Raw genomic sequence first — 21020 nt, 5'->3', positions numbered from 1 at the left:
AGTCGGACTGTCGCCTGTAAAATCTGACAGTTTTACATATCAATTAGAAATTGATTTTTGTTTAGTGCTTCTATTACGCTATATAAACTTTAGAAATCAAAAAAACGCACTACAGGTTTAACAACTAAAAATCCACCTTGCCGCGCCCGGCCTTGATGTTGCCGCGCTTGCTCTTGGACTCGAGGCGACGGGTCTTCGAGCCGAGGGTCGGCTTGGTCGGACGGCGCTTTTTCTCGACCTTGGTGGCACTGAGGATCAACTCGGTCAGCCGCAACAGCGCATCGGCGCGGTTCTGCTCCTGCGTCCGGTACTGCTGGGCCTTGATGATCAACACACCGTCGCTGGTGATGCGGCTGTCGCGCAGCGCCAGCAGCCGCTCCTTGTAGAACTCGGGCAAGGACGACGCAGGTATGTCGAAGCGCAGGTGCACGGCACTGGAGACCTTGTTGACGTTCTGCCCGCCGGCGCCCTGGGCGCGAATGGCGGTCAACTCGATCTCGGCATCCGGCAGCTGCACGTTGTTGGAAATCACCAGCATGGAAAAGCGTCCGTATTCAGAGCGTGCAGGATACCGCGATTAGATTGAATGAATGCGGACCTTGTGGGAGCGTGGCTTGCCCGCGATTCAGGCGCCACGGTTTATCAGGTACACCGCGTTATCGTTCATCGCGGGCAAGCCACGCTCCCACAGGTTTTTGCAGCGCACACAAAAAACCCGGCACATGGCCGGGTTCGTTGTTTCTGCGACTGAGTTACTTCACTGCAGCCTGCAACGAGTGTTGCTCACTGCGCTTGTTCTTGATGCCGTAGCAGACCCACATGAACACCAGCCACACCGGAATCGCATACACCGATGTCTGAATCCCCGGAATCAACAGCATCACACCAAGGACGAACACCACGAACGCCAGGCAGATGTAGTTGCCGTACGGGTACCACAGGGCCTTGAACAGCGGCGTCTGCTTGGTCTTGTTCATGTGCTGGCGGAACTTGAAGTGCGAGTAGCTGATCATCGCCCAGTTGATCACCAGGGTGGCCACCACCAGCGACATCAACAGTTCCAGCGCGCTGTGCGGGATCAGATAGTTCAGCAGTACCGCGATCAAGGTCACGGCGGCCGAGGCCAGGATCGAACGCACTGGCACGCCGCGCTTGTCGATCTTCGCCAGGCCCTTCGGCGCGTCGCCCTGCTCGGCCATGCCCAGCAACATGCGGCTGTTGCAGTAGGTGCCGCTGTTGTACACCGACAACGCCGCGGTCAGGACCACGAAGTTGAGGATGTGCGCGGCGGTGTTGCTGCCCAGCATCGAGAACACTTGCACGAACGGGCTGCCGCTGTAGGAATCACCGGAGGCGTTCAGGGTGGTCAGCAAGCTGTCCCACGGGGTCAACGACAGCAGGATCACCAGGGCACCGATGTAGAAAATCAGGATCCGGTAGATCACCTGGTTGATGGCTTTCGGGATCACGGTTTTCGGCTTGTCAGCCTCGGCAGCGGTGAAACCGAGCATTTCCAGGCCACCGAAGGAAAACATGATGAACGCCATGGCCATCACCAGGCCGCTGACGCCGTTCGGGAAGAAGCCACCGTGGGACCACAGGTTGCTGACCGCTGCTTGCGGGCCGCCGTTGCCGCTGACCAGCAGGTAGCTGCCCAGGGCAATCATGCCGACGATCGCCACGACCTTGATGATCGCGAACCAGAACTCGGCCTCGCCAAAGACTTTGACGTTGGCCAGGTTGATGGCGTTGATCAGCACGAAGAAGGCAGCTGCGGAGGCCCAGGTCGGGATGTCCGGCGCCCAGTAGTGGATGTATTTGCCGACCGCGGTCAGCTCGGACATGCCGACCAGAATGTACAGAATCCAGCAGTTCCAGCCCGACAGGAAGCCGGCAAAGCCGCCCCAGTACTTGTGCGCGAAGTGGCTGAAGGAGCCAGCCACCGGATCTTCGACGATCATTTCGCCCAGTTGGCGCATGATCATGAAGGCGATGAAGCCGCAGATGGCGTAGCCGAGGATCATCGACGGGCCGGCGGATTTCAGTACCCCGGCCGAGCCGAGGAACAAGCCGGTACCGATCGCGCCACCGAGGGCGATCAATTGAATGTGGCGATTTTTCAGGCCGCGTTTCAGCTCGCCTGATTGCGGGTTTTGTCCACTCATGAAAAGGGTCTCACGCAAGGTTTGATGATGTTCAGTAGACGTTGCTGCTCAAGAAAGGCGTTAAGCGGCACCGATCAAACCCCAGCGCAGGCACCAGGAGTTCAGCGTAATTACAACGGTCATGCGTCACCTGTTTGTTTTTATCTGTGACGAAATCGAACCCGACACGCTCGTGACGCGACGGAGTGAACAAGGCGGATAGCCTTGAGGTTTGCGCAGATGCGCAGGAGGTCACAGGTAAAACGCGGCGCATTGTACACCCGTAACCCCCTGCTGCCAGACCCGCTGGACAAGCGTGTCTATGGCCGGGATTGCCTGTGTCCGCCCCGAGAGGCTCGGGCGGCTGCAAAAAATGGGTCAGATCCTTGCGGATCATCGACGGAAAAGGCAGGAAAACCGCCCCTCGCAGAGAGATGGAGATGGAATACGGCGTTCATTGCGCCTCCTTTTTGTTATGCACCTGCACGACAGGCATGGCGCGCATAACACCCTGCATGGTGCGCTGAAACAAGCAGGCTAGAGCTCTGGGAGAAGGACGTAAGGCAATGACGCGTAAGAATTTTCTTACAATATTCGAGGAGGGGCGATTTCACGGGGTTAATCTGCTGATTTCGTCATGAATTCTTTACAGTGCGTAATTTTGGCTTTCCACTTCGGACATCCCGGTGCGGCAACTGCTCGCGAAGGCGGCCTCAAAAACAACACAGACATAAATCCAGACCCCAAAAAAAACGCCAACCCGAAGGTTGGCGTTTTTTATGAAGCGCTCAGCCTATTACTCCGGCTTGCGACGACCAAAGCCCGGACGCTGGCCGGAACCGGCCGGTGCGCCACGACGCTTGCCCGATGGCGTGTCACCGTCGACCAGTTTGATCCCCGGACGCTTCGGCGCAGGCTTGGCCGGGCGCTTGGTGTCGGCCGGGCGATCGGCTACCGGCGTACCACGACCTTCGCCACGCTCGGTACGGCCATTGGCCGGCCGTGGCGTGCGCGGACCGCGCTCACCGTCCTGACGGGCAGCAGGCTTGCGCCCTGGACGCTCGCCTTCGATCTGTAGCTCGCGGTTGGCACGAGGAGCGGCAGGTGCCGAAGCTGCACCAGTGGCTGGACGCAGGGTACGCACGCGCTCGGTCTTGGCCATCGGACGCGACGACTTGCGTTGCATCCGGTCAAGCTTGTCTTTGCTCTTGGCGTTCATCTGCGGCATCGCGACCGGCGTCAGGCCGACCTCGGCACTCAGGATGTCGACTTCGTACTGGCTCATTTCGCGCCAGCGGCCCATCGGCAGGTCGGAGTTGAGGAACACCGGGCCGAAACGCACGCGCTTCAGACGGCTGACCACCAGGCCCTGGGATTCCCACAGGCGACGAACTTCGCGGTTACGGCCTTCCATCACCACGCAGTGATACCAGTGGTTGAAACCTTCACCGCCTGGCGCCTGCTTGATGTCGGTGAACTTGGCCGGGCCATCTTCAAGGACAACGCCCGCCTTCAGGCGCTCGATCATCTCGTCATCGACTTCGCCACGCACACGTACCGCGTATTCACGGTCCATTTCGTAGGAAGGGTGCATCAGGCGGTTGGCCAGCTCACCGTCGGTGGTGAACATCAGCAGACCGGTGGTGTTGATGTCCAGGCGGCCGATGTTGATCCAGCGTCCCTCTTTAGGGCGCGGCATCTTGTCGAACACGGTCGGACGGCCTTCCGGGTCGACACGGGTGCAGATTTCGCCGTCGGGCTTGTTGTACATGATCACGCGGCGCACCGACTCGGCGGCCTCTTCGCGCTTGATCACCTTGCCATCGATGGTGATGGCGTCGTGCATGTCGACGCGCTGGCCAAGGGTGGCGTCTTTGCCGTTGACCTTGATGCGGCCGTGGCTGATCCAGGCTTCCACGTCACGGCGCGAGCCGACGCCGATACGGGCGAGGACTTTCTGCAGTTTTTCGCCTGCTGGGCCGATTGGCTGGTCGTCTTGCTGGTCTTTGATACTCATCTGGGCACCTCCCGGTGTGGTCTGAAAACTGGGTACTTGGGCGAAGGGATCGCCGAAGGGTCGCGAATCATACGCGCATGAGGGCGTTTGCGCATCAGAGACTAGCTGATCAAGGCAAGGTTATTTGTTTTTCCGCTGGCCGGTGGTCCGCTGTTTTGCGGTGACCACAATTCTCCTGTGGGAGCGGGCTTGCTCGCGAAGAGGGCGTGTCAGTCGGCATATTTATTGGCTGACACTCCGCATTCGCGGGCAAGCCCGCTCCCACAGGGATCTTTGGTGGTCGCAGAAGTTGCGATCAATCTTCGAACTCGCGGCGTTCGGCTTCGATGGCTTCGGCCAGGGCCTGGGCTTCAGCCTCTTCGTCCGACAGCTCCGGCTCGGGTTTCGGCTGTTCGAGAGCGGCAACGGCGGCCAGGAGTTTTTCCCGGGCTTCGGCAACGCCGAGGATGTCGTCGTCCTGCTCCGGTTCAATTTCCGGCTCAGGCTCGGGATGTGCCGCTTCGACTTCTGGCTCGATAACCGACTGTTCCGGATCGAACTCAGGCGACACGCCATCACGTAGCAAATCGTCGAAGTCGGTCTTGAGCCCCTCTTCCATACTGTCCAGTTCCAGCAACAGCGTGTGGAAACTGGTTTCTTCCTTCGGCTCCTCCGGCTCGGCGCTGGCATCGGCCAGCTCTTGCAGGGCTGCGGGCACCGGCGCGTCGTCGAAGTCGAGCACCGGATCCGGTTCCAGTTCGCGCAGTTCCGCCAGCGGCGGCAGGTCGTCGAGGTTCTTCAGGTTGAAGTGATCAAGGAACGCCTTGGTGGTGGCGAACATCGCCGGTTTGCCGGGCACGTCGCGGTAGCCGACGATGCGGATCCACTCGCGCTCCATCAAGGTCTTGACGATGTTGCTGTTGACCGCCACGCCCCGCACGTCTTCGATTTCGCCACGGGTGATCGGCTGGCGATAGGCAATCAGCGCCATGGTTTCCAGCATGGCCCGGGAGTAACGCTGCGGACGTTCTTCCCACAGACGCCCGACCCACGGCGCAAATTTCTCGCGAATCTGCAGCCGATACCCCGAGGCCACTTCCTTCAGTTCAAAGGCGCGGCCATCGCAGGATTTGGCGAGAATCGTCAGGGCCTTCTTGAAGACCGGCGGTTCCGGGCGTTCGCCTTCTTCGAAGAGTTCGAACAGGCTTTCCAAAGATTGCGGCTTTCCCGAGGCCAACAGAAAGGCTTCAAGCAAGGGTGCCAGATCACGGGGTTCAGTCAGGTTCATGTTTCGACTCGTTATTCGGCTCGGGCTCGCACGTGGATCGCGGCAAATGGCTCATTCTGCACCAGCTCGACCAGGGATTCCTTGACCAATTCAAGGATCGCCATGAAGGTCACCACCACCCCCAGGCGCCCTTCTTCAGCGGTGAACAGCTCGACGAACGGCACGAAACCACCGCCCTTGAGGCGTTCCAGCACATCGCTCATGCGTTCGCGGGTCGACAGCGCCTCGCGGCTGACCTGGTGGCTTTCGAACATGTCGCCACGGCGCAAGACCTCGGCCATGGACAACAGCAGCTCTGACAGACGCACGTCTGGTAGCAGCTTGCGCGCCCGGGCCTCCGGGGCGTCCAGTTTGGGTACCACCACATCACGGCCGACGCGACTCAGGCCATCGATGCCTTCGGCGGCAGCCTTGAAGCGTTCGTATTCCTGCAAGCGGCGGATCAGTTCGGCGCGCGGGTCTTCCTCCTCGTCTTCGACGGTTTCGGCCCGTGGCAGCAGCATCCGCGACTTGATCTCGGCCAGCATCGCGGCCATCACCAGGTACTCGGCGGCCAGTTCCAGGCGCACCGACTGCATCAACTCGACGTAGCCCATGTACTGGCGAGTGATTTCCGCCACCGGGATGTCGAGGATGTTGATGTTCTGTTTGCGGATCAGGTACAGCAGCAGGTCGAGCGGGCCTTCAAATGCTTCGAGGAAGACCTCGAGGGCATCCGGCGGGATGTACAGGTCCAGCGGCATTTCCATGACCGCCTGGCCATAGACCATGGCGAAGGGCAGTTCCTGCTGGGCTCCGGCCTGACTGTCGACGGGTTCTACTGCGGACATCTAGGCCTCGACCATGAACGGCGCAGGGTCGCCGCAACCGACGCGGATGACTTCCGGCTCGCCGTCGGCGAGGTTGATCACCGTGGACGCCTTGATTCCGCCGAAGCCGCCGTCGATGATCAGGTCGACCTGGTGCTCGAGCAACTGGCGCATTTCGTGCGGGTCGCTCAACGGATCTTCATCGCCAGGCATGATCAGGGTCACGCTCATCAACGGTTCGCCCAGTTCAGCCAGCAGCGCCAGGGCAATCGGGTGGCTCGGCACACGCAGGCCGATGGTGCGTTTCTTCGGGTGCAACAACAGCCGCGGTACTTCGCGGGTGGCGTTGAGAATGAAGGTATACGGTCCCGGCAGATGGGCCTTGAGAATGCGGAACGTGCCGGTGTCGATCTTGGCGAACAGACCCAGTTGCGACAGGTCGCTGCAGATCAGCGCGAAGTTGTGCTTTTCATCCAGCTGGCGCAGGCGCCGAACGCGCTCCACAGCCACTTTGTCGCCGATCTGGCAACCAATGGCGTAGGAAGAGTCTGTGGGATAAATCACCACCCCGCCCTTGCGGATGATTTCGACTGCCTGTTTTATCAGGCGCGCTTGCGGGTTTTCCGGATGAATCTGGAAAAATTGACTCACATTCTCTACCTGTTCAGACGGCGGCAATAACTGGGTCATGTTTGAATCGACACCATAGTGGTGGCAGATCCTCCGGGAGTGGCCGGTATTCACCGATCTCCGACCAGCCTCCAGGGCCATGAAAATCACTGCCGGCACTGACCAGCAGACCGAACTCGCGGGCCAGAATGGCCAGGCTGCCCACTTGCTCGGCAGGCTGATAACCATTGACCACTTCGATGGCGTGGCCCCCTGCTTGAATATAGTCGGCAATCAGGCGACGACGCTTGCTTCGGGTGAATTCGTAGTGCCAGGGGTGTGCCAGGCTGACCCAGGCCTTGGCTGCGCGCAGGGTTTCGACGGTCTCCTCCAGGGTCGGCCAGTGTTGCTTGACGTCGCCCAACTTGCCGGCGCCCAGCCATTTGCGGAACGCCTCGGCGCGATCCTTGACGAAACCTTCACGCACCATCCAGTCGGCGAAATGCGGGCGGGCCGGCGCGTTACCGCTGTCGCCCAGCGCCTGCTGGATCTTGCGGGCGCCCTCCAGCGCCCCCGGCATGCCTTTGAGCGCCAGTTTGCGGCTGATTTCTTCGGAGCGCAGCCAGCGGCCATCATGCAATCTGGCGATGGCCTCGACCAACGGCGCGGCGTTCACATCGAATCCGTAGCCCAAGACATGAATGGTCGCGCCGCCCCAGGTGCAGGACAATTCGACGCCATTGACCAGTTGCATCCCCAGCGCGGTAGCCGCGTGCCGGGCCTCGTCGAGGCCCTCGAGGGTGTCGTGATCGGTCAAGGCCAGGAGTCGCACGCCTTTCTCGAACGCCCGCGCCACCAGAACCGCAGGCGCCAGGGCGCCATCGGAGGCCGTGCTATGGCAGTGCAAATCAACATTCACAGGGCTTTGTAACCTCAAATAAGCTGGCGCTATCGCGCGCCCATATGTTTGTTATTATGCCGCCACATCCTGCTTCTGGCTGCCACTGTGAAACAATTCATCGATTTCATCCCGCTCCTGCTGTTTTTCATCGTCTTCAAAATCGACCCACAGGTCGTCGACATCGCCGGTCATGAGATCACTGTAGGCGGTATTTACAGCGCCACCGCGATGCTGATCGTCAGTTCCCTGGTGGTCTACGGCACACTGTTCATCAAGCAGCGCAAGCTGGAGAAGAGCCAGTGGCTGACCCTGATCGCCTGCCTGGTCTTCGGCAGCCTGACGCTCGCATTCCACAGCGAGACGTTCCTGAAGTGGAAAGCCCCGGTGGTCAACTGGCTGTTCGCCCTGGCGTTTATCGGCAGCCACTTCGTCGGTGACAGCCTGCTGATCAAGCGCATCATGGGCCATGCTCTGAGCTTGCCGGAGCCGGTCTGGACGCGCCTGAACATCGCCTGGATCGCCTTCTTCCTGTTTTGCGGTGCCGCCAACCTGTTTGTCGCGTTCACCTTCCAGAGCTACTGGGTCGACTTCAAGGTCTTCGGCAGCCTGGGCATGACTTTGCTGTTCCTGATCGGCCAGGGCATCTACCTGTCCCGCCATCTGCACGATGCCGATACCACAACGCCAAAAACCGAGGACTGACATGCTTTACGCAATCATTGCCACAGACGTCGCCAACTCCCTGGAAGCCCGCCTGGCCGCACGGCCTGCACACCTGGAGCGCCTGCAAGTGCTCAAGGGCGAAGGTCGCATCGTATTGGCCGGCCCACACCCGGCGATCGACAGCAATGATCCGGGCGCGGCGGGTTTCAGCGGCAGCCTGATCGTTGCCGAATTCGACTCCCTGAGCGCCGCCCAGGCCTGGGCCGACGCTGATCCGTACATCGCCGCAGGCGTCTACGCTAACGTTCTGGTCAAGCCGTTCAAGCAAGTCCTTCCGTAACTTTCTTCTTTCAACTGCCCCCACGCGGTGAACCATATCGGTTCATCGCGTTCTCAATCGCTCATTATTCTCGTTTGCCGGCCGACAACTTCCCCAATACTCGTATTGGAACCAGGAGTCGCCATGCGCAAGGGTCCGTTGTGCCTGATGTTGGTCACGTTGTCGATCGGGGCGCCCGCCCACGGTGAGGAAAGTGTCGAGAGCGGTAATTCGACGCCTCTGTCCTTGAGCGCCGGCAGCCAGATCACCGAATTGCAGCAACGCTTGAAAGAAAGCGAACGGCAACGGGAAGATCTGAACAAACAATTGCAAACTGCCGATAGCGAACGCGAAAGCCCGCTGCTGGCCCGGTTGCGCCAGGAGAACCAGCGCTTGAAGCTGCAACTCAAGGAGGCCCAGGCCAGCAGTCCGCTGCCGCGCCTGCTGACCGACCAGCAACAATGGTTCGTCATTGGCGCCGGGGTAGCGCTATTGGCTCTGCTCTGCGGTATCTTCGCCAGTGGAGCAAGTCGAAAACGTCGACAATGGCTAAATTGAGTGAGTCATGAGCGAGCTGTTACTTATTGATGATGACCAGGAGCTGTGTGAGCTCCTGAGCAGTTGGCTGAGCCAGGAAGGGTTTCAGGTACGTGCCTGTCACGACGGCCAGAGCGCACGCCGCGCGCTGGCCGAAACCGCCCCGGCGGCCGTGGTGCTGGATGTGATGTTACCCGATGGCAGCGGCCTGGAACTGCTCAAGCAGTTGCGCAGCGATCACCCGGATTTGCCGGTGCTGATGCTCTCGGCCCGGGGCGAGCCCCTGGACCGTATCCTCGGCCTGGAACTCGGCGCCGACGATTACCTGGCCAAGCCCTGCGACCCACGGGAACTGACCGCCCGCCTGCGTGCGGTCCTGCGTCGTAGCCACCCGGCAGCGGTGTCCAGCCAGATGGAACTGGGCGACCTGTGTTTCAGCCCGGTGCGCGGCGTGGTCAGCATCGACGAACAGGAATTCACCCTCACCGTCTCCGAAAGCCGCCTGCTGGAAGCCCTGCTCAAGCAGCCCGGAGAGCCCCTGGATAAACAGGAACTGGCGCAGATCGCCCTCGGCCGCAAGCTGACCCTGTACGACCGCAGCCTGGACATGCACGTCAGCAACCTGCGCAAGAAGATCGGCCCACACCCCGATGGCCGACCGCGCATCGTGGCCCTGCGCAGCCGCGGTTACTACTACAGCTTGTAGGAGCGAGCTCGCTCGCGATGGAGTTGAACGATTACGCATGCTGTCTGGAAAAGCGCGCTGCCTGTGAGTTCATCGCGAGCAAGCTCGCTCCTACAGTCACCCGGACGTTTTGTCAGGTTGGCGGGAAATCGTCTTTACCCAAGCTTTACCCTCCGCTGACCGCCGCTGACCTTGATCTGCGTAACCTGTACTCATCCGGAACGTACCGGGAACGAGACAAGGAGATACACCATGCGCAAAACTCTTATCGCTCTGATGTTCGCTGCTGCCCTGCCGACCGTTGCCATGGCCATGCCTGAAGGCTCAGGCCCCATGGATGGGTCGATGGACGGTTCGCGCCACGGCGGTCAGATGCACGGCATGCACGGCAAAGGCCCGTACAGTGAACTGGACCTGAGCCGCGAACAGCGCGAGCAGATCCGCAAGATCATGGGCGAGCAGATGCACGAGCGTAAGCAACTGGTCGACAAGTACCTGGAGAAGCTCTCGCCAGCCGACCAGAAAGCCATGAAGGATGAGATGGCCGCTAACCACAAGAAAGCTGAAGCGGACGTGCGCGCCTTGCTGAAACCGGATCAACAGAAGAAATTCGACGAGATCCAGAAAAAACAGGCCGAGCGTCGCGCTGAATGGGCCGAGTTCAAGGCCTGGAAAGCGCAACAACCGCAAAAAGCGCAATAATGCGCTGATCCCGGACCCAACGGTTTTTCACCGCTGGGTCTGGCACCACCCGATTTAATGTGGGAGCGGGCTTGTGTGGCGAGGGGGCTCGCTCCCACATTAGTTGCGTTTGTTTGAGGATTTCCTGTGCGTTCATTGTTCTGGCGTATCCTGGCCAGCTTCTGGCTGGCCATCGCTCTGGTTGCAGGGCTTTCCATCCTGCTCGGGCACATGCTCAACCAGGACGCCTGGATTCTCAGCCGCCACCCGGGCCTCAACACGCTGGCCGAAGAGTGGACGCAAACCTACGAAAGCCAGGGCGAAGACGCCGCCCAGGACATTCTCCAACAACGCAAACGCCAGTATCACATCAACGTTCAGGTGCTTAACGAAAGCGGCGATCCCGTGGTGCACGGCACCTTTCCGAGACGTGCGGCGGCCTTTGAGGCGCGCCAGAACAATGATGACCGACGCCTGCCATGGCGGCGTCTGACCGATGAGTTCACCAGCGAAAAAACCGGTGACACCTTCCTGTTCATCTACCGTATTCCGCATCCGGAACTGGACGCCTGGCACCGCGAAAGCCTGCTCTGGCCGCTGAGTGCCCTGGGAATCGCCCTGGTGGTGCTGACCCTGTTCAGCCTGCTGGTGACCTTTTCCATCACTCGCCCGCTCAGCCGCCTGCGCGGCGCGGTGCATGACCTGGGACAAACCACCTATCAACAGAACAGCCTGGTCAAGCTGGCCAACCGTCGCGATGAGTTCGGCGTCCTGGCCAACGACTTCAACCGCATGGGCGCGCGCCTGCAAAGCCTGATTGGCAGTCAGCGGCAACTGCTGCGGGATGTGTCCCACGAACTGCGCTCGCCCCTCGCCCGCCTGCGTATCGCATTGGCACTGGCCGAACGGGCCACCCCGCAGGAACGGGAACAGCTGTGGCCGCGCCTGACCCGCGAGTGCGACCGACTGGAAGCGCTGATCAGCGAAATCCTGGTACTGGCGCGGGTCGACTCCGATAACGCCAGTGCCGAAGAGGTGGACCTGAACGCCCTGCTCAATAGCCTGCAAAAGGATGCGCAACTCGGTTCACCCGAGCAACTGGTCCACCTCGAAGCCGAGTCGCAACTGAACCTGAAGGGCTGGCCGACCATGATCGAGCGAGCCGTCGACAACTTGCTGCGCAACGCCCAGCGCTTCAATCCAGTGGGCGGCCTGCCGATCGAAATGCAGGCACTGCGACAGGGTGAGCGGATCGTCGTGACCGTGCGCGATCACGGGCCGGGGGTCAGTGCCGAATATTTGAACCAGCTCGGTGAGCCGTTCTATCGGGCGCCGGGGCAGACTGCGGCCGGACACGGCCTGGGCCTGGCCATCGCCCGCCGTGCGGCAGAGCGACATGGCGGCAGCCTGGTGCTGGCCAATCACCCCGAGGGCGGGTTCATTGCCAGCCTGGAATTGCCGTTGGTGCCGGGGGCTGTCGTACAACCCTGAGGTTATCCCCCAATTATCTGAATGACACAGATCTACTGTGGGAGCGAGCCTGCTCGCGATTGCGTAGGCACATCCAACATCAATGGGTCAGAAAGTCCGCCTTCGCGAGCAGGCTCGCTCCCACAGGTTTTGCGGTGTCAGACCTTGCCCGGCCAGGCGCTGACGAATTCGGCGAGATCGACTTTCTCGGCCACACGCGGTTCTTTCTGTGGAGTGCCGAGATACAGGAAAGCAATCACCTCCTCCCCCTCCGCCAGGCCCAGCCCCTTGGCCACATGCGGCGAATAAGCCAGGTCACCGGTACGCCACACCGCACCAATGCCCTGCGCATAGGCCGCGAGCAAAATCCCGTGAGCCGCGCAGCCTGCCGCCAGCAACTGCTCGGACTTCGGATATTTGACGTGATCCTGCACGCGAGCAATCACTACCACCACCAATGGTGCCCGAAGCGGACCATTGCGTGCCTTGTCGATGGCCGCTTCGCTGACTTCGCCGTCCTGCAGTTTCGCCGCTTCGGCCAGCAACTCGCCCATTTGCTCGCGCGCCTCGCCTTCCACCGTCAGGAAACGCCAAGGCTGCAAGTGACCGTGATCCGGGGCGCGCATGGCGGCGCCGAACAGCACCTCGCGCTGCTCGGCGGTAGGTGCCGGGTCAAGCAGTCGTGGAACGGAAACACGGTTGAGCAAAGCGTCGAGAGCCTGCATCGGCCACCTCCTGAAAAATTTGTGTGGCTATTCTAGCTGTAACTACCGCAGCAGTGCCGGTTTACATGCCCTGCCTCGCAGGTAGAATGGCGCCCTTTCCACTATCAGCCGAGCGGACCTCATGGCGTTGCCGACCTTACGGATCATTGGTTTCATCATCGGCATCTTCCTGATCACGCTGGCGATCTCCATGGTCGTGCCCATGGCCACGCTGGTCATTTTCGACCGCACCAGCGATCTGCCGTCGTTCCTCTGGGCCAGCATGATCACCTTTGTCGCCGGTCTGGCGCTGGTGATTCCGGGGCGCCCCGAACACATTCACCTGCGCCCCCGGGACATGTACCTGCTGACCGTCAGCAGTTGGCTGGTGGTGTGCATCTTCGCCGCCCTGCCGTTCCTGCTGACCCAGCACATCAGCTACACCGATTCATTCTTCGAAAGCATGTCCGGCATCACCGCCACTGGCGCAACCGTGCTCAGCGGCCTGGACACCATGTCCCCCGGCATCCTGATGTGGCGCTCCCTGCTGCACTGGCTTGGCGGCATCGGCTTTATCGGCATGGCGGTGGCGATCCTGCCGCTCTTGCGCATCGGTGGCATGCGGCTGTTCCAGACCGAATCGTCGGACCGCTCGGAAAAAGTCATGCCCCGCTCGCACATGGTGGCTCGTTTGATCGTTGCGACCTACGTCGGCATCACCATTGTCGGCAGCCTGGCGTTCTGGTGGGCCGGGATGAGCCTGTTCGACGCCATCAACCATGCGATGTCGGCGATTTCCACCGGCGGCTTTTCCACCTCCGACCTGTCTTTGGCCAAGTGGCCGCAACCTGCGGTGCATTGGGTCGCGATCGTCATCATGATTCTCGGTGCCCTGCCGTTCACTCTGTATGTCGCCACGCTGCGTGGTAACCGTCGGGCGCTGATCAAGGACGAACAGGTTCAAGGCCTGCTCGGCATGCTGTTGGTGACCTGGCTGGTGCTCGGCACCTGGTATTGGTGGACTACCCAGCTGCATTGGCTGGAGGCGTTGCGGCATGTGGCGCTGAACGTAACGTCGGTGGTGACGACGACCGGTTTCGCGCTGGGGGACTACAGCCTCTGGGGCAATTTCTCGCTGATGCTGTTCTTCTACCTGGGGTTTATCGGCGGTTGCTCCGGCTCGACCGCGGGCGGGATCAAGATTTTCCGCTTCCAGGTGGCCTATATCCTGCTCAAGGCCAACCTTAACCAGCTGATTCACCCGCGCGCGGTGATCAAGCAGAAGTACAACGGTCACCGCCTCGACGAAGAAATCGTGCGTTCGATCCTGACCTTTTCGTTTTTCTTTGCAATCACCATCTGCGTGATTGCGCTGTTGCTGTCGCTGCTCGGCGTGGACTGGATGACCGCTCTCACCGGTGCGGCCAGTACCGTGTCCGGTGTCGGCCCGGGGCTCGGCGAAACCATCGGCCCGGCGGGCAACTTCGCCACCTTGCCGGATGCCGCCAAGTGGATTCTCTCGTTCGGCATGCTGCTGGGCCGGTTGGAGATCATTACGGTGTTTGTGCTGTGTATTCCGGCATTTTGGCGTCATTGACCGCTTCAGCTGATTGCATCAGCCGCATCCGGTACTCGCCGGGTGTGGCATCGAACCAGCGGCGGAAAGCACGGAAGAAGTTGCTCGGATCGGCAAACCCCAGCAAGTAGGCAATTTCCAGCAAAGTCATGGTCGGTTGCGCCAGGTACTGCTCGGCCAGTTCGCGTCGGGTATCGTCCAGCAGCGCCTGGAAACTCGTGCCCTCTTCCTGCAAGCGCCGTTGCAAGGTGCGCTGGGACAGATGTAGCGTCTGCGCCACGGTGTCGCGCTTGGGCTCGCCTTGGGGTAGCAGGCGGCACAACACCTGCCGCGCCTTGTGGGTCACGCGGCTTTCGGAAAAGCGCGCCAGGTACTCGCCGGCAAATCGGTCGTGCAGCAACGCCATGGCCTCGTTGGCCGTTGGCAGTGGGGCTTCCATATCGGCGCGTTCGAAAATCAGCGCATCGTAAGGCGCGTTGAACACCAGCGGTGCATGGAAGGCTTGTTTATAGGGTTCAAGGTCGACCGGCTCGGCGCCTTGTACCAGCACTTTGCGTGGATGTAACGTACGCCCGGTCAACCAGCCGCACAGCGCCAAGGCACAGGCCAGCGAAGCTTCGGCGCTTTGCCGGGTCGGCGGCAGGTGATCGCCATGCACCGTCAGAATCAGCGCGTAGCCTTCTTCCAGCAGCTGGAAACTCAGGTCGGCACTTTCGGCGATGATCCGCTGGTAGCGCACCAGACGCTGAAAGCCTTCGGCCAGGGTCCGGCTGGACATCAAGGCGTAACCGGTCACATGAAACTGCGCCGGTCGCACCACCTTGCCCATGTTCAGACCGATGGCCGGGTTACCAGACAGCTCGACCGCGCGCTGCCACAGCCGTGTCATGGAGTCTTGCGGGAAGCGAGCATCCGGATCATCCAGTGCCGCGTAGTCGAGCCCCAGCTGCTTGAACATAGCCCGGCAATCCAGGCCGTCCATCTCCAGCGCTTTGACAATCCCCATCGCCCAGCTTGCAGAAGTCGTTCGTTCACTCATGGCGTTTTCTTACATGGTGGCCGCATGCTACGGCTATTGACCGAAGGATACTAAAGTGGCGCCTATTGTCAGTGGCTGATGCCATTGATCACTCTAGACTCAAATAAGCTACCCGCAGAACAACTTGCAGCAAGAACAATAACCACAGAGATCGCTGTCGTGGAAAACGTCAAACGATTCAACAGCTTCGCTGAGTTCTATCCTTACTACCTCAGTGAGCACAGCAACAGCACCTGCCGCCGTTTACACTTTATCGGCACGACCCTGGTTATCTTGATTCTGACGCTGACCGTTGGTCGCGGAGCCTGGATGCTGTTGTGGACCCTGCCACTGGCAGGCTACAGCTTTGCCTGGGTCGGGCATTTCTTCTTCGAAAAGAACCGCCCGGCAACGTTCCAACACCCCTTCTATAGCCTGCTCGGTGATTTTGTCATGTACCGGGACATGGTTATGGGGCGCGTTCCGTTCTAGCTGACTTGCGTCACAAGAGAGTTGCCGATGAATGCCAATGCCCGCTTCACTCACATGAAGGACGGCACACAGGAAGACTGGGCGATCATCGCCGCGGATTTCAGTGCCTACGCGCGACAATTGCCGACACGGATCGTGGCGCACCTGAAGTTGCTGGAGGGTGATTTTGGCGGATTCCCGGTGGATCGCCTGACCCACTCCCTGCAAACCGCCACCCGCGCCTGGCGTGACGGCCGCGACGAAGAGTACGTGGTCTGCGCCCTGCTCCATGATATCGGCGACACCTTGGGCTCTTACAACCACCCGGACATCGCGGCGGCGATCCTCAAGCCGTTCGTCAGCGCCGAGAACTTGTGGATGGTGGAAAAGCACGGGATTTTCCAGGGTTACTACTTCTTCCATCACTTGGGCATGGACCGGCATCTGCGTGAGCAATTCCAGGACCATCCGCAGTACCAGGCGACCGTCGAGTTCTGTGCCAGGTACGATGCGGCGGCGTTTGACCCGGCGTACGACACACTGCCGTTAAGCTTTTTCGAACCGATGATGGAGCGCTTGTTCGCGCACCCCCGAAACTCGATTTATAAGGCGGCGATGGAAGAGCAATCGCCAGCCTCATGACCTATGGCGACCGTTGTGGCGAGGGGGCTTGCCCCCGTTGGGCTGCGCAGCAGCCCTAAAACCATTCACCACGGAACACCGATAGATCGGCATTTATAGGTTTACGGCGGCTTCGCCCCCGAACGGGGGCAAGCCCCCTCGCCACAAAAATCAAATCAATCACGCCACCTCTGCAACCCTGGCCGCCTTCAACTGCGCCTCCCGCGTCTGGGCATCCGCCAGGCGATACAACTCGATCGAACCATCCCAGTGCTCGATCAGCGCGGTGCATGATTCCACCCAGTCGCCGCAATTGAGGTAGTCCACCTCGCCGACCTTGCGAATCTCAGCATGGTGAATGTGCCCGCACACCACGCCGTGCAGCTCGCGCTTGACGCATTCATGGGCGATGGCTTCTTCGAAGTCGCTGATGAAGCTGACCGCGGTTTTCACCTTGTGCTTGAGGTAGGCCGACAGCGACCAGTAGCCGTAGCCATATCGCGCGCGCCAATGATTGAGCCAGCGGTTGAGGGTCAGGGTGAATTCGTAGGCCGAGTCACCGAGAAACGCCAGCCAGCGATGGTAACGGGTGATCACATCGAACTGGTCGCCATGGATCACCAGCAGATGCCGGCCGTCGGCGGTGACGTGCACGGCTTCGTCGACCAACTGGATATTGCCCAGGATCAGCTTCGAATAGCGGCGCAGGAATTCGTCGTGGTTGCCGGTGACATAGATCACCTCGGTACCACGCTTGCTCATGGTCAGCAGGCGACGGATGACGTTGGTGTGCGCTTGCGGCCAGTACATGCCGCCGCGCAGTTTCCAGCCGTCGATGATGTCGCCGACCAGGTAGATCTTGTCTGCGTGGTAGCCCTTGAGAAACTGCGACAGGTGTTCAGCCTGGCAATCCCGGGTGCCCAAATGCACGTCGGAAATCCATAAAGTCCGTACGCGTTGCTTACGGGTGGGTTTGGCGAGCTCGGCGCTGGTCATGGGCAACCCTCTGGCAAGTTTTGCCAAGTCTGCCCCGAGCCGGTTAATGGTCCATGACAGCGTCAAGTCAGTCCTGTGACAGCGCTTGTTGGCCCGCTCGGTGTAGACTGACGCCCTGAACCGGGAGACCCGCGATGAGACCGATCCTCACGCTTCGCCAATACAGCCACGACCTGATCGTCCACAGCCACGAACACGCGCAACTGGTGTTCGGGCTTTCGGGCGCCCTGGATTTCGAGGTCGACGGCCGTGGCAGCCAGGTGGTCCAGCAGAGTTTCGTGGTGGTGCCCTCCGGAGCGCATCACGCGTGTGGCAGTGCCAATGGCAGCCGTTGCCTGGTGCTGGATGTCCCCGGCGAGCAATGGGTTGCCCAGTCGTTGGGCGATCACGCCGAGTCCAGCCGACGCTTGCTCGACAACGCCGGGCGCCTGCCCCTGGATGCCGGGCAAAGCCAATTGGTCAGTTGGCTGGCGAACAGTCCGGTCGATGATCCGTTGATCGCACAACAAGGCGCGGTGCTGTTGCTGGCCAGTCTCAACAACGCCAGGCCCGCGGCCGTCGGCGGTCGGCGCCTGCCCTATGCCGCGCTGAACGCACACATCGATCAGTACGCGGCGTACCCGCTGCAAGTGGCCGACCTGGCTCGGGTGGCCGGCCTTTCCAGTGCCCGATTGCATGCGCGGTTCGTGACCGAATGCGGGCAAACGCCGATGGACTATATCCGCAGCCGACGCCTGCACATTGCGGTGGGCTTGCTGCGCAATTCGGCGCTGCCCATTGGCGAGATTGCCAGCCGCGTCGGCTACAGCTCCCAGAGTGCCTTCGCGGCAGCGGTGCTGCGCGAGTTCGGGGCATCGCCCGGAAAACTGCGGCGCGAGGCTGGCGACAAATAACGCGAGTTTGCCGACAGACTTGATGGGCCATTACGCGTTTCAATGAGCCCTCTGTTCGTTTGTCGTTAAGGATTGCAATGACTCCCCGTACCGCCCTTGGCGCCTTGCATATCGGCGCATTGATGTTCGGCCTGACTGGCGTGTTCGGCAAACTGGCTGCCGCGTCACCGGCGATCATCGTGTTCGGCCGTGCCGCGTTTGCTGTGCTCGCGCTGGCGTTTTTTGCACGGTTCGCCAGCCAGACGCGCTGGCAGAAACTCGAGGCCGTGGACTGGCGCCGGCTGCTGCTCAGCGGCTTGTTGCTGGCCGGGCACTGGGTGAGCTTCTTCATTGCGGTGAAAGTCGCCGGCGTGGCGATTGCGACGCTCGGTTTCGCCAGTTTCCCGGCCTTTACCGTGATCCTCGAGGGGCTGATCTTCCGCGAGCGCATTCGCGCCAATGAGATCGTGCTGGTACTGCTGGTGAGTGTCGGCCTGGTGCTGGTCACGCCTGATTTTGACCTGGCCAGCGGCGCCACCACCGGCCTGCTGTGGGCCGTGGCTTCCGGGTTGTTGTTCGCCCTGCTGTCACTGACCAACCGTGCCAGCTCCGGGCGGGTCCCGCCGGTACAGGCGGCGCTGTGCCAGAACGTGGTGGTTGCCCTGTGCCTGCTGCCGGTGGCGGCGCCTCAATTGAGCGAAGTGCGCGCCATCGACTGGCTGTGGATCGGCCTGCTCGGTGTGTTCTGTACCGGTGTCGCCCACAGCCTGTTCGTCGCCAGCCTCGCGGTGATCAAGGCACGCACTGCCGCCGTGGTGTTCGCCCTGGAGCCGGTCTACGGCATCACCGTCGCCTGGCTGCTGTTCAACGAAAACCCGACCCTGCGCATGTTGCTGGGGGGCGCGCTGATCATTGTGGCGATTGTGGTGTCCAGCCGGTTCTCAAGTGGCACAAGCAAGAAGGCCATTGCAGCCGAGGCCGCGTCTCACTGAGTGCGGTCGTTGTGCCCCAGGTCGCGGTCCGGGTCGATCTGGTCGCGAACCCGCTGCTTGAGTACCTTGGCCTCGGGGAAGCCACCGTCCGCCTTGCGCTCCCAGATCTGCACGGCGTCACAGTAGATATGAAAGACCCCGCCGGTGCCCGGCACCAGGGAAACTTTGCCCAAATCATCACCAAAGGTACTGAGCAGTTCCTGGGCCAGCCAGGCCGCGCGCAACAGCCACTGGCATTGCGTGCAATAGGTGATGATGATTTCCGGTTTGCTGACGGTCATGATGGGGCCTGACTCCAGAGTTTGACGACGCCGCTATGATAGCCCGACCGGTGGCTGTCGAGGCGGCGGAGCGAGTTGCGCCTCCAGCTCGAACCCGGGCTCGATCATGGCCAGAGCCGCCGGCTGCGGGCTCTCGCTTAGGCTGATCACGTCCCAACTCGACGCCATGGACAGTTCCTCCAGGTTGAGCCGGTACTCATCGTCAGTGGTGGATTCGCCGGACATCGCCAGACCCGGAACCACCGCCACGGCAGCAGCGACCGGAATGGAATGACTGCTGTCGACCCGCTCAAGCTCATCGTTGGCCGGCACCTCGTCGCGATGCACAGCGGACGGTTGCATGACGGGGGGCCACATCACTGGCTCGATCAAGAGCTCAGCCAACGGTTCATGCTGCGACGGCAGCGCCTCTGAAGCTGTGGCCTGAAACTGCTGGCGCTGGCGGCGAACAAACCAGCCCAGCACCAGCAACGCTATCAGCGCCGACACACCGGCAATCGGCAGCCAGCCAACCCCGGGATTTTCAGCAATAGCGGGGGCTGGCGCCACTGCGTCGGAAGCAATGGGTTGCGCCTTTACCTTCTTGAGCTCCGCCAGTTGGGTTTGCAGCTCGGCCAACTGTATTTTCTGGCTGGCGATCAGCTCATCCTGGCCTTGTAGCTTCGTGTTGAGCTCATCGACAGTGGTTTGCAACTGGTGGTTTTGCAGGGTGCTGGCGGCCAGTTGTTCGACCGCAGGATCAACCGGCGGCGCCTTGACCACGGGTGACGGCGCCCGGACCGGTTGAACACGGGGAAATGCGGACACCGGGGAGCTGGAAACCGCTTCTTCGGTGGCGGGAACAACACCTGGCGTACCCGGCGGATCGATCAGAACCGTGTACTCGCGCAGCAATCGCCCCTTAGGCTGATTGAGCTGCACGAGAAAATTCAGGAAGGGTTCACTGACCGGTTTGCCGGAGGTCACCTGGATCACGCTGCGATTACCGCGCAGCACCGGGGTGAACGTCAGGTCGTTGAGGAAAAATACCCGGTCGACCCCGGCACGGCTGAACTCGTCTGCCGTTGCCAGGCTCACCGACAGTTCGTTCTCCTCCAGGCCAGCCGCATCCACCAGTGCGATATCGGCACGCAGCGGTTGATTCAGCGCCGAATGCAGGGTGATTTCACCCAGGCCCAGCGCAGGCGCCCATGCCGAGTAAGTGACCGCGGCCCCGGCCAGCAACCACTTAGAACAACCGCGTAAAACCAATCGCCAACACTTGAGCATGAGCATCCTTGAGATCTACAGAAACTACCCGTACGCGTTCGTACATCCGTTACGAACACGATATTGCCGAGTAGTTCTTATAGTCAGCCCAATGCGCTATCTCAAAAACCTGGCAGTC

Annotated in this window: 23 protein-coding genes; 11 read left to right on the top strand and 12 right to left on the bottom strand. The window is 60.9% G+C overall.

The window, feature by feature from the left end; translation table 11 throughout:
* Positions 1–124 precede the first annotated feature (124 nt).
* From arfB to AC3IX1_RS07710, 7 genes are all read right to left on the bottom strand, one after another.
* Complete coding sequence (gene arfB, locus AC3IX1_RS07740) at positions 125–538, bottom strand: alternative ribosome rescue aminoacyl-tRNA hydrolase ArfB (RefSeq protein WP_057715927.1); 414 nt, start codon at positions 536–538, stop codon at positions 125–127.
* Positions 539–752: 214 nt separating this feature from the next.
* On the bottom strand, positions 753–2165 hold the full coding sequence (locus AC3IX1_RS07735; RefSeq protein WP_489387737.1) for an amino acid permease: 1413 nt from the start codon (positions 2163–2165) through the stop codon (positions 753–755).
* Between the two features lie 775 nt (positions 2166–2940).
* Positions 2941–4161 (bottom strand): 23S rRNA pseudouridine(2605) synthase RluB, encoded by a 1221-nt coding sequence (rluB, locus tag AC3IX1_RS07730; protein WP_489387736.1) that lies wholly within the window; start codon positions 4159–4161, stop codon positions 2941–2943.
* A 295-nt stretch (positions 4162–4456) separates the two neighbouring features.
* Positions 4457–5428: an SMC-Scp complex subunit ScpB gene (gene scpB, locus AC3IX1_RS07725; RefSeq protein WP_489387735.1), complete on the bottom strand. Its 972-nt coding sequence runs from the start codon at positions 5426–5428 to the stop codon at positions 4457–4459.
* 11 nt (positions 5429–5439) lie between these two features.
* Positions 5440–6258: a segregation and condensation protein A gene (locus AC3IX1_RS07720; RefSeq protein WP_007984128.1), complete on the bottom strand. Its 819-nt coding sequence runs from the start codon at positions 6256–6258 to the stop codon at positions 5440–5442.
* A complete protein-coding gene (locus tag AC3IX1_RS07715) occupies positions 6259–6888 on the bottom strand; it encodes an L-threonylcarbamoyladenylate synthase (protein ID WP_489388701.1) in 630 nt (209 codons plus the stop codon). It abuts the gene before it with no gap.
* A 13-nt stretch (positions 6889–6901) separates the two neighbouring features.
* Positions 6902–7765, bottom strand: coding sequence for a PHP domain-containing protein (locus AC3IX1_RS07710; protein ID WP_489387734.1), 864 nt, complete (start codon positions 7763–7765; stop codon positions 6902–6904).
* Positions 7766–7852: 87 nt separating this feature from the next.
* Here AC3IX1_RS07710 and AC3IX1_RS07705 point away from each other — a divergent pair, with 87 nt between their 5' ends.
* The 6 genes from AC3IX1_RS07705 to AC3IX1_RS07680 all read left to right on the top strand — a co-directional run bounded on the left by AC3IX1_RS07705 (position 7853) and on the right by AC3IX1_RS07680 (position 12123).
* Positions 7853–8449: a septation protein A gene (locus AC3IX1_RS07705; protein WP_090453780.1), complete on the top strand. Its 597-nt coding sequence runs from the start codon at positions 7853–7855 to the stop codon at positions 8447–8449.
* 1 nt (position 8450) lies between these two features.
* On the top strand, positions 8451–8750 hold the full coding sequence (locus AC3IX1_RS07700; RefSeq protein ID WP_056721480.1) for a YciI family protein: 300 nt from the start codon (positions 8451–8453) through the stop codon (positions 8748–8750).
* A 123-nt stretch (positions 8751–8873) separates the two neighbouring features.
* Positions 8874–9287, top strand: a complete 414-nt coding sequence (locus tag AC3IX1_RS07695; RefSeq protein ID WP_489387733.1) for an SH3 domain-containing protein — start codon at positions 8874–8876, stop codon at positions 9285–9287.
* 7 nt (positions 9288–9294) lie between these two features.
* Positions 9295–9972, top strand: a complete 678-nt coding sequence (locus tag AC3IX1_RS07690; RefSeq protein ID WP_007984138.1) for a response regulator transcription factor — start codon at positions 9295–9297, stop codon at positions 9970–9972.
* 231 nt (positions 9973–10203) lie between these two features.
* Positions 10204–10653, top strand: coding sequence for a Spy/CpxP family protein refolding chaperone (locus tag AC3IX1_RS07685; protein WP_489387732.1), 450 nt, complete (start codon positions 10204–10206; stop codon positions 10651–10653).
* A gap of 126 nt (positions 10654–10779) precedes the next feature.
* Positions 10780–12123 carry a sensor histidine kinase gene (locus tag AC3IX1_RS07680; RefSeq protein ID WP_489387731.1) on the top strand — a complete coding sequence of 448 codons (1344 nt, stop codon included), beginning with the start codon at positions 10780–10782 and terminating at the stop codon, positions 12121–12123.
* A 137-nt stretch (positions 12124–12260) separates the two neighbouring features.
* On the opposite strand, the gene AC3IX1_RS07675 is transcribed toward AC3IX1_RS07680, so the two are convergent.
* Positions 12261–12827, bottom strand: coding sequence for an NAD(P)H nitroreductase (locus AC3IX1_RS07675; protein WP_489387730.1), 567 nt, complete (start codon positions 12825–12827; stop codon positions 12261–12263).
* Between the two features lie 121 nt (positions 12828–12948).
* Between AC3IX1_RS07675 and AC3IX1_RS07670 the strand changes: the two genes are divergently transcribed.
* Complete coding sequence (locus AC3IX1_RS07670; protein WP_489387729.1) at positions 12949–14403, top strand: TrkH family potassium uptake protein; 1455 nt, start codon at positions 12949–12951, stop codon at positions 14401–14403.
* Here the strand turns inward: AC3IX1_RS07670 and AC3IX1_RS07665 are convergent.
* The gene (locus tag AC3IX1_RS07665; RefSeq protein ID WP_489387728.1) at positions 14360–15421 is read right to left on the bottom strand and encodes an AraC family transcriptional regulator; all 1062 of its coding nucleotides are present in this window, start codon (positions 15419–15421) and stop codon (positions 14360–14362) included. The genes AC3IX1_RS07670 and AC3IX1_RS07665 overlap by 44 nt on opposite strands.
* 159 nt (positions 15422–15580) lie before the next feature.
* Here AC3IX1_RS07665 and AC3IX1_RS07660 point away from each other — a divergent pair, with 159 nt between their 5' ends.
* A complete protein-coding gene (locus AC3IX1_RS07660) occupies positions 15581–15892 on the top strand; it encodes an Mpo1-like protein (protein WP_489387727.1) in 312 nt (103 codons plus the stop codon).
* Positions 15893–15919: 27 nt separating this feature from the next.
* On the top strand, positions 15920–16513 hold the full coding sequence (locus AC3IX1_RS07655; protein WP_489387726.1) for an HD domain-containing protein: 594 nt from the start codon (positions 15920–15922) through the stop codon (positions 16511–16513).
* 159 nt (positions 16514–16672) lie between these two features.
* Here AC3IX1_RS07655 and AC3IX1_RS07650 read toward each other — a convergent pair whose 3' ends face one another.
* Positions 16673–17488, bottom strand: a complete 816-nt coding sequence (locus AC3IX1_RS07650) for a UDP-2,3-diacylglucosamine diphosphatase (RefSeq protein ID WP_489387725.1) — start codon at positions 17486–17488, stop codon at positions 16673–16675.
* A gap of 134 nt (positions 17489–17622) precedes the next feature.
* On the opposite strand from AC3IX1_RS07650, the gene AC3IX1_RS07645 reads away from it, so the two are divergent.
* Both AC3IX1_RS07645 and AC3IX1_RS07640 read left to right on the top strand, forming a co-directional pair.
* A complete protein-coding gene (locus AC3IX1_RS07645; protein WP_489387724.1) occupies positions 17623–18381 on the top strand; it encodes a helix-turn-helix transcriptional regulator in 759 nt (252 codons plus the stop codon).
* Between the two features lie 77 nt (positions 18382–18458).
* The gene (locus AC3IX1_RS07640; protein ID WP_489387723.1) at positions 18459–19352 is read left to right on the top strand and encodes a DMT family transporter; all 894 of its coding nucleotides are present in this window, start codon (positions 18459–18461) and stop codon (positions 19350–19352) included.
* Here the strand turns inward: AC3IX1_RS07640 and AC3IX1_RS07635 are convergent.
* The gene (locus AC3IX1_RS07635; RefSeq protein ID WP_056721456.1) at positions 19346–19633 is read right to left on the bottom strand and encodes an Rdx family protein; all 288 of its coding nucleotides are present in this window, start codon (positions 19631–19633) and stop codon (positions 19346–19348) included. The genes AC3IX1_RS07640 and AC3IX1_RS07635 overlap by 7 nt on opposite strands.
* Before the next feature lie 33 nt (positions 19634–19666).
* Positions 19667–20902, bottom strand: a complete 1236-nt coding sequence (locus AC3IX1_RS07630) for a type IV pilus assembly protein FimV (RefSeq protein WP_489387722.1) — start codon at positions 20900–20902, stop codon at positions 19667–19669.
* Positions 20903–21020 lie beyond the last annotated feature (118 nt).

It is taken from the genome of Pseudomonas sp. KH_046_2 (assembly GCF_057838985.1).
The sequence above is the reverse complement of the archived record's forward strand: the minus strand, read 5'-3'. Positions and strand labels throughout refer to the sequence as shown.

Coding starts and splice junctions, on each gene's coding strand:
- AC3IX1_RS07645 (WP_489387724.1), top strand. CDS start 17,623: ATGAGACCGATCCTCACGCTTCGCCAATACAGCCACGACCTGATCGTC.
- AC3IX1_RS07685 (WP_489387732.1), top strand. CDS start 10,204: ATGCGCAAAACTCTTATCGCTCTGATGTTCGCTGCTGCCCTGCCGACC.
- AC3IX1_RS07675 (WP_489387730.1), bottom strand. CDS start 12,827: ATGCAGGCTCTCGACGCTTTGCTCAACCGTGTTTCCGTTCCACGACTG.
- rluB (WP_489387736.1), bottom strand. CDS start 4,161: ATGAGTATCAAAGACCAGCAAGACGACCAGCCAATCGGCCCAGCAGGC.
- AC3IX1_RS07640 (WP_489387723.1), top strand. CDS start 18,459: ATGACTCCCCGTACCGCCCTTGGCGCCTTGCATATCGGCGCATTGATG.
- AC3IX1_RS07700 (WP_056721480.1), top strand. CDS start 8,451: ATGCTTTACGCAATCATTGCCACAGACGTCGCCAACTCCCTGGAAGCC.
- AC3IX1_RS07650 (WP_489387725.1), bottom strand. CDS start 17,488: ATGACCAGCGCCGAGCTCGCCAAACCCACCCGTAAGCAACGCGTACGG.
- arfB (WP_057715927.1), bottom strand. CDS start 538: ATGCTGGTGATTTCCAACAACGTGCAGCTGCCGGATGCCGAGATCGAG.
- AC3IX1_RS07720 (WP_007984128.1), bottom strand. CDS start 6,258: ATGTCCGCAGTAGAACCCGTCGACAGTCAGGCCGGAGCCCAGCAGGAA.
- AC3IX1_RS07635 (WP_056721456.1), bottom strand. CDS start 19,633: ATGACCGTCAGCAAACCGGAAATCATCATCACCTATTGCACGCAATGC.
- AC3IX1_RS07695 (WP_489387733.1), top strand. CDS start 8,874: ATGCGCAAGGGTCCGTTGTGCCTGATGTTGGTCACGTTGTCGATCGGG.
- AC3IX1_RS07630 (WP_489387722.1), bottom strand. CDS start 20,902: ATGCTCAAGTGTTGGCGATTGGTTTTACGCGGTTGTTCTAAGTGGTTG.
- AC3IX1_RS07735 (WP_489387737.1), bottom strand. CDS start 2,165: ATGAGTGGACAAAACCCGCAATCAGGCGAGCTGAAACGCGGCCTGAAA.
- AC3IX1_RS07670 (WP_489387729.1), top strand. CDS start 12,949: ATGGCGTTGCCGACCTTACGGATCATTGGTTTCATCATCGGCATCTTC.
- AC3IX1_RS07665 (WP_489387728.1), bottom strand. CDS start 15,421: ATGAGTGAACGAACGACTTCTGCAAGCTGGGCGATGGGGATTGTCAAA.
- AC3IX1_RS07655 (WP_489387726.1), top strand. CDS start 15,920: ATGAATGCCAATGCCCGCTTCACTCACATGAAGGACGGCACACAGGAA.
- scpB (WP_489387735.1), bottom strand. CDS start 5,428: ATGAACCTGACTGAACCCCGTGATCTGGCACCCTTGCTTGAAGCCTTT.
- AC3IX1_RS07690 (WP_007984138.1), top strand. CDS start 9,295: ATGAGCGAGCTGTTACTTATTGATGATGACCAGGAGCTGTGTGAGCTC.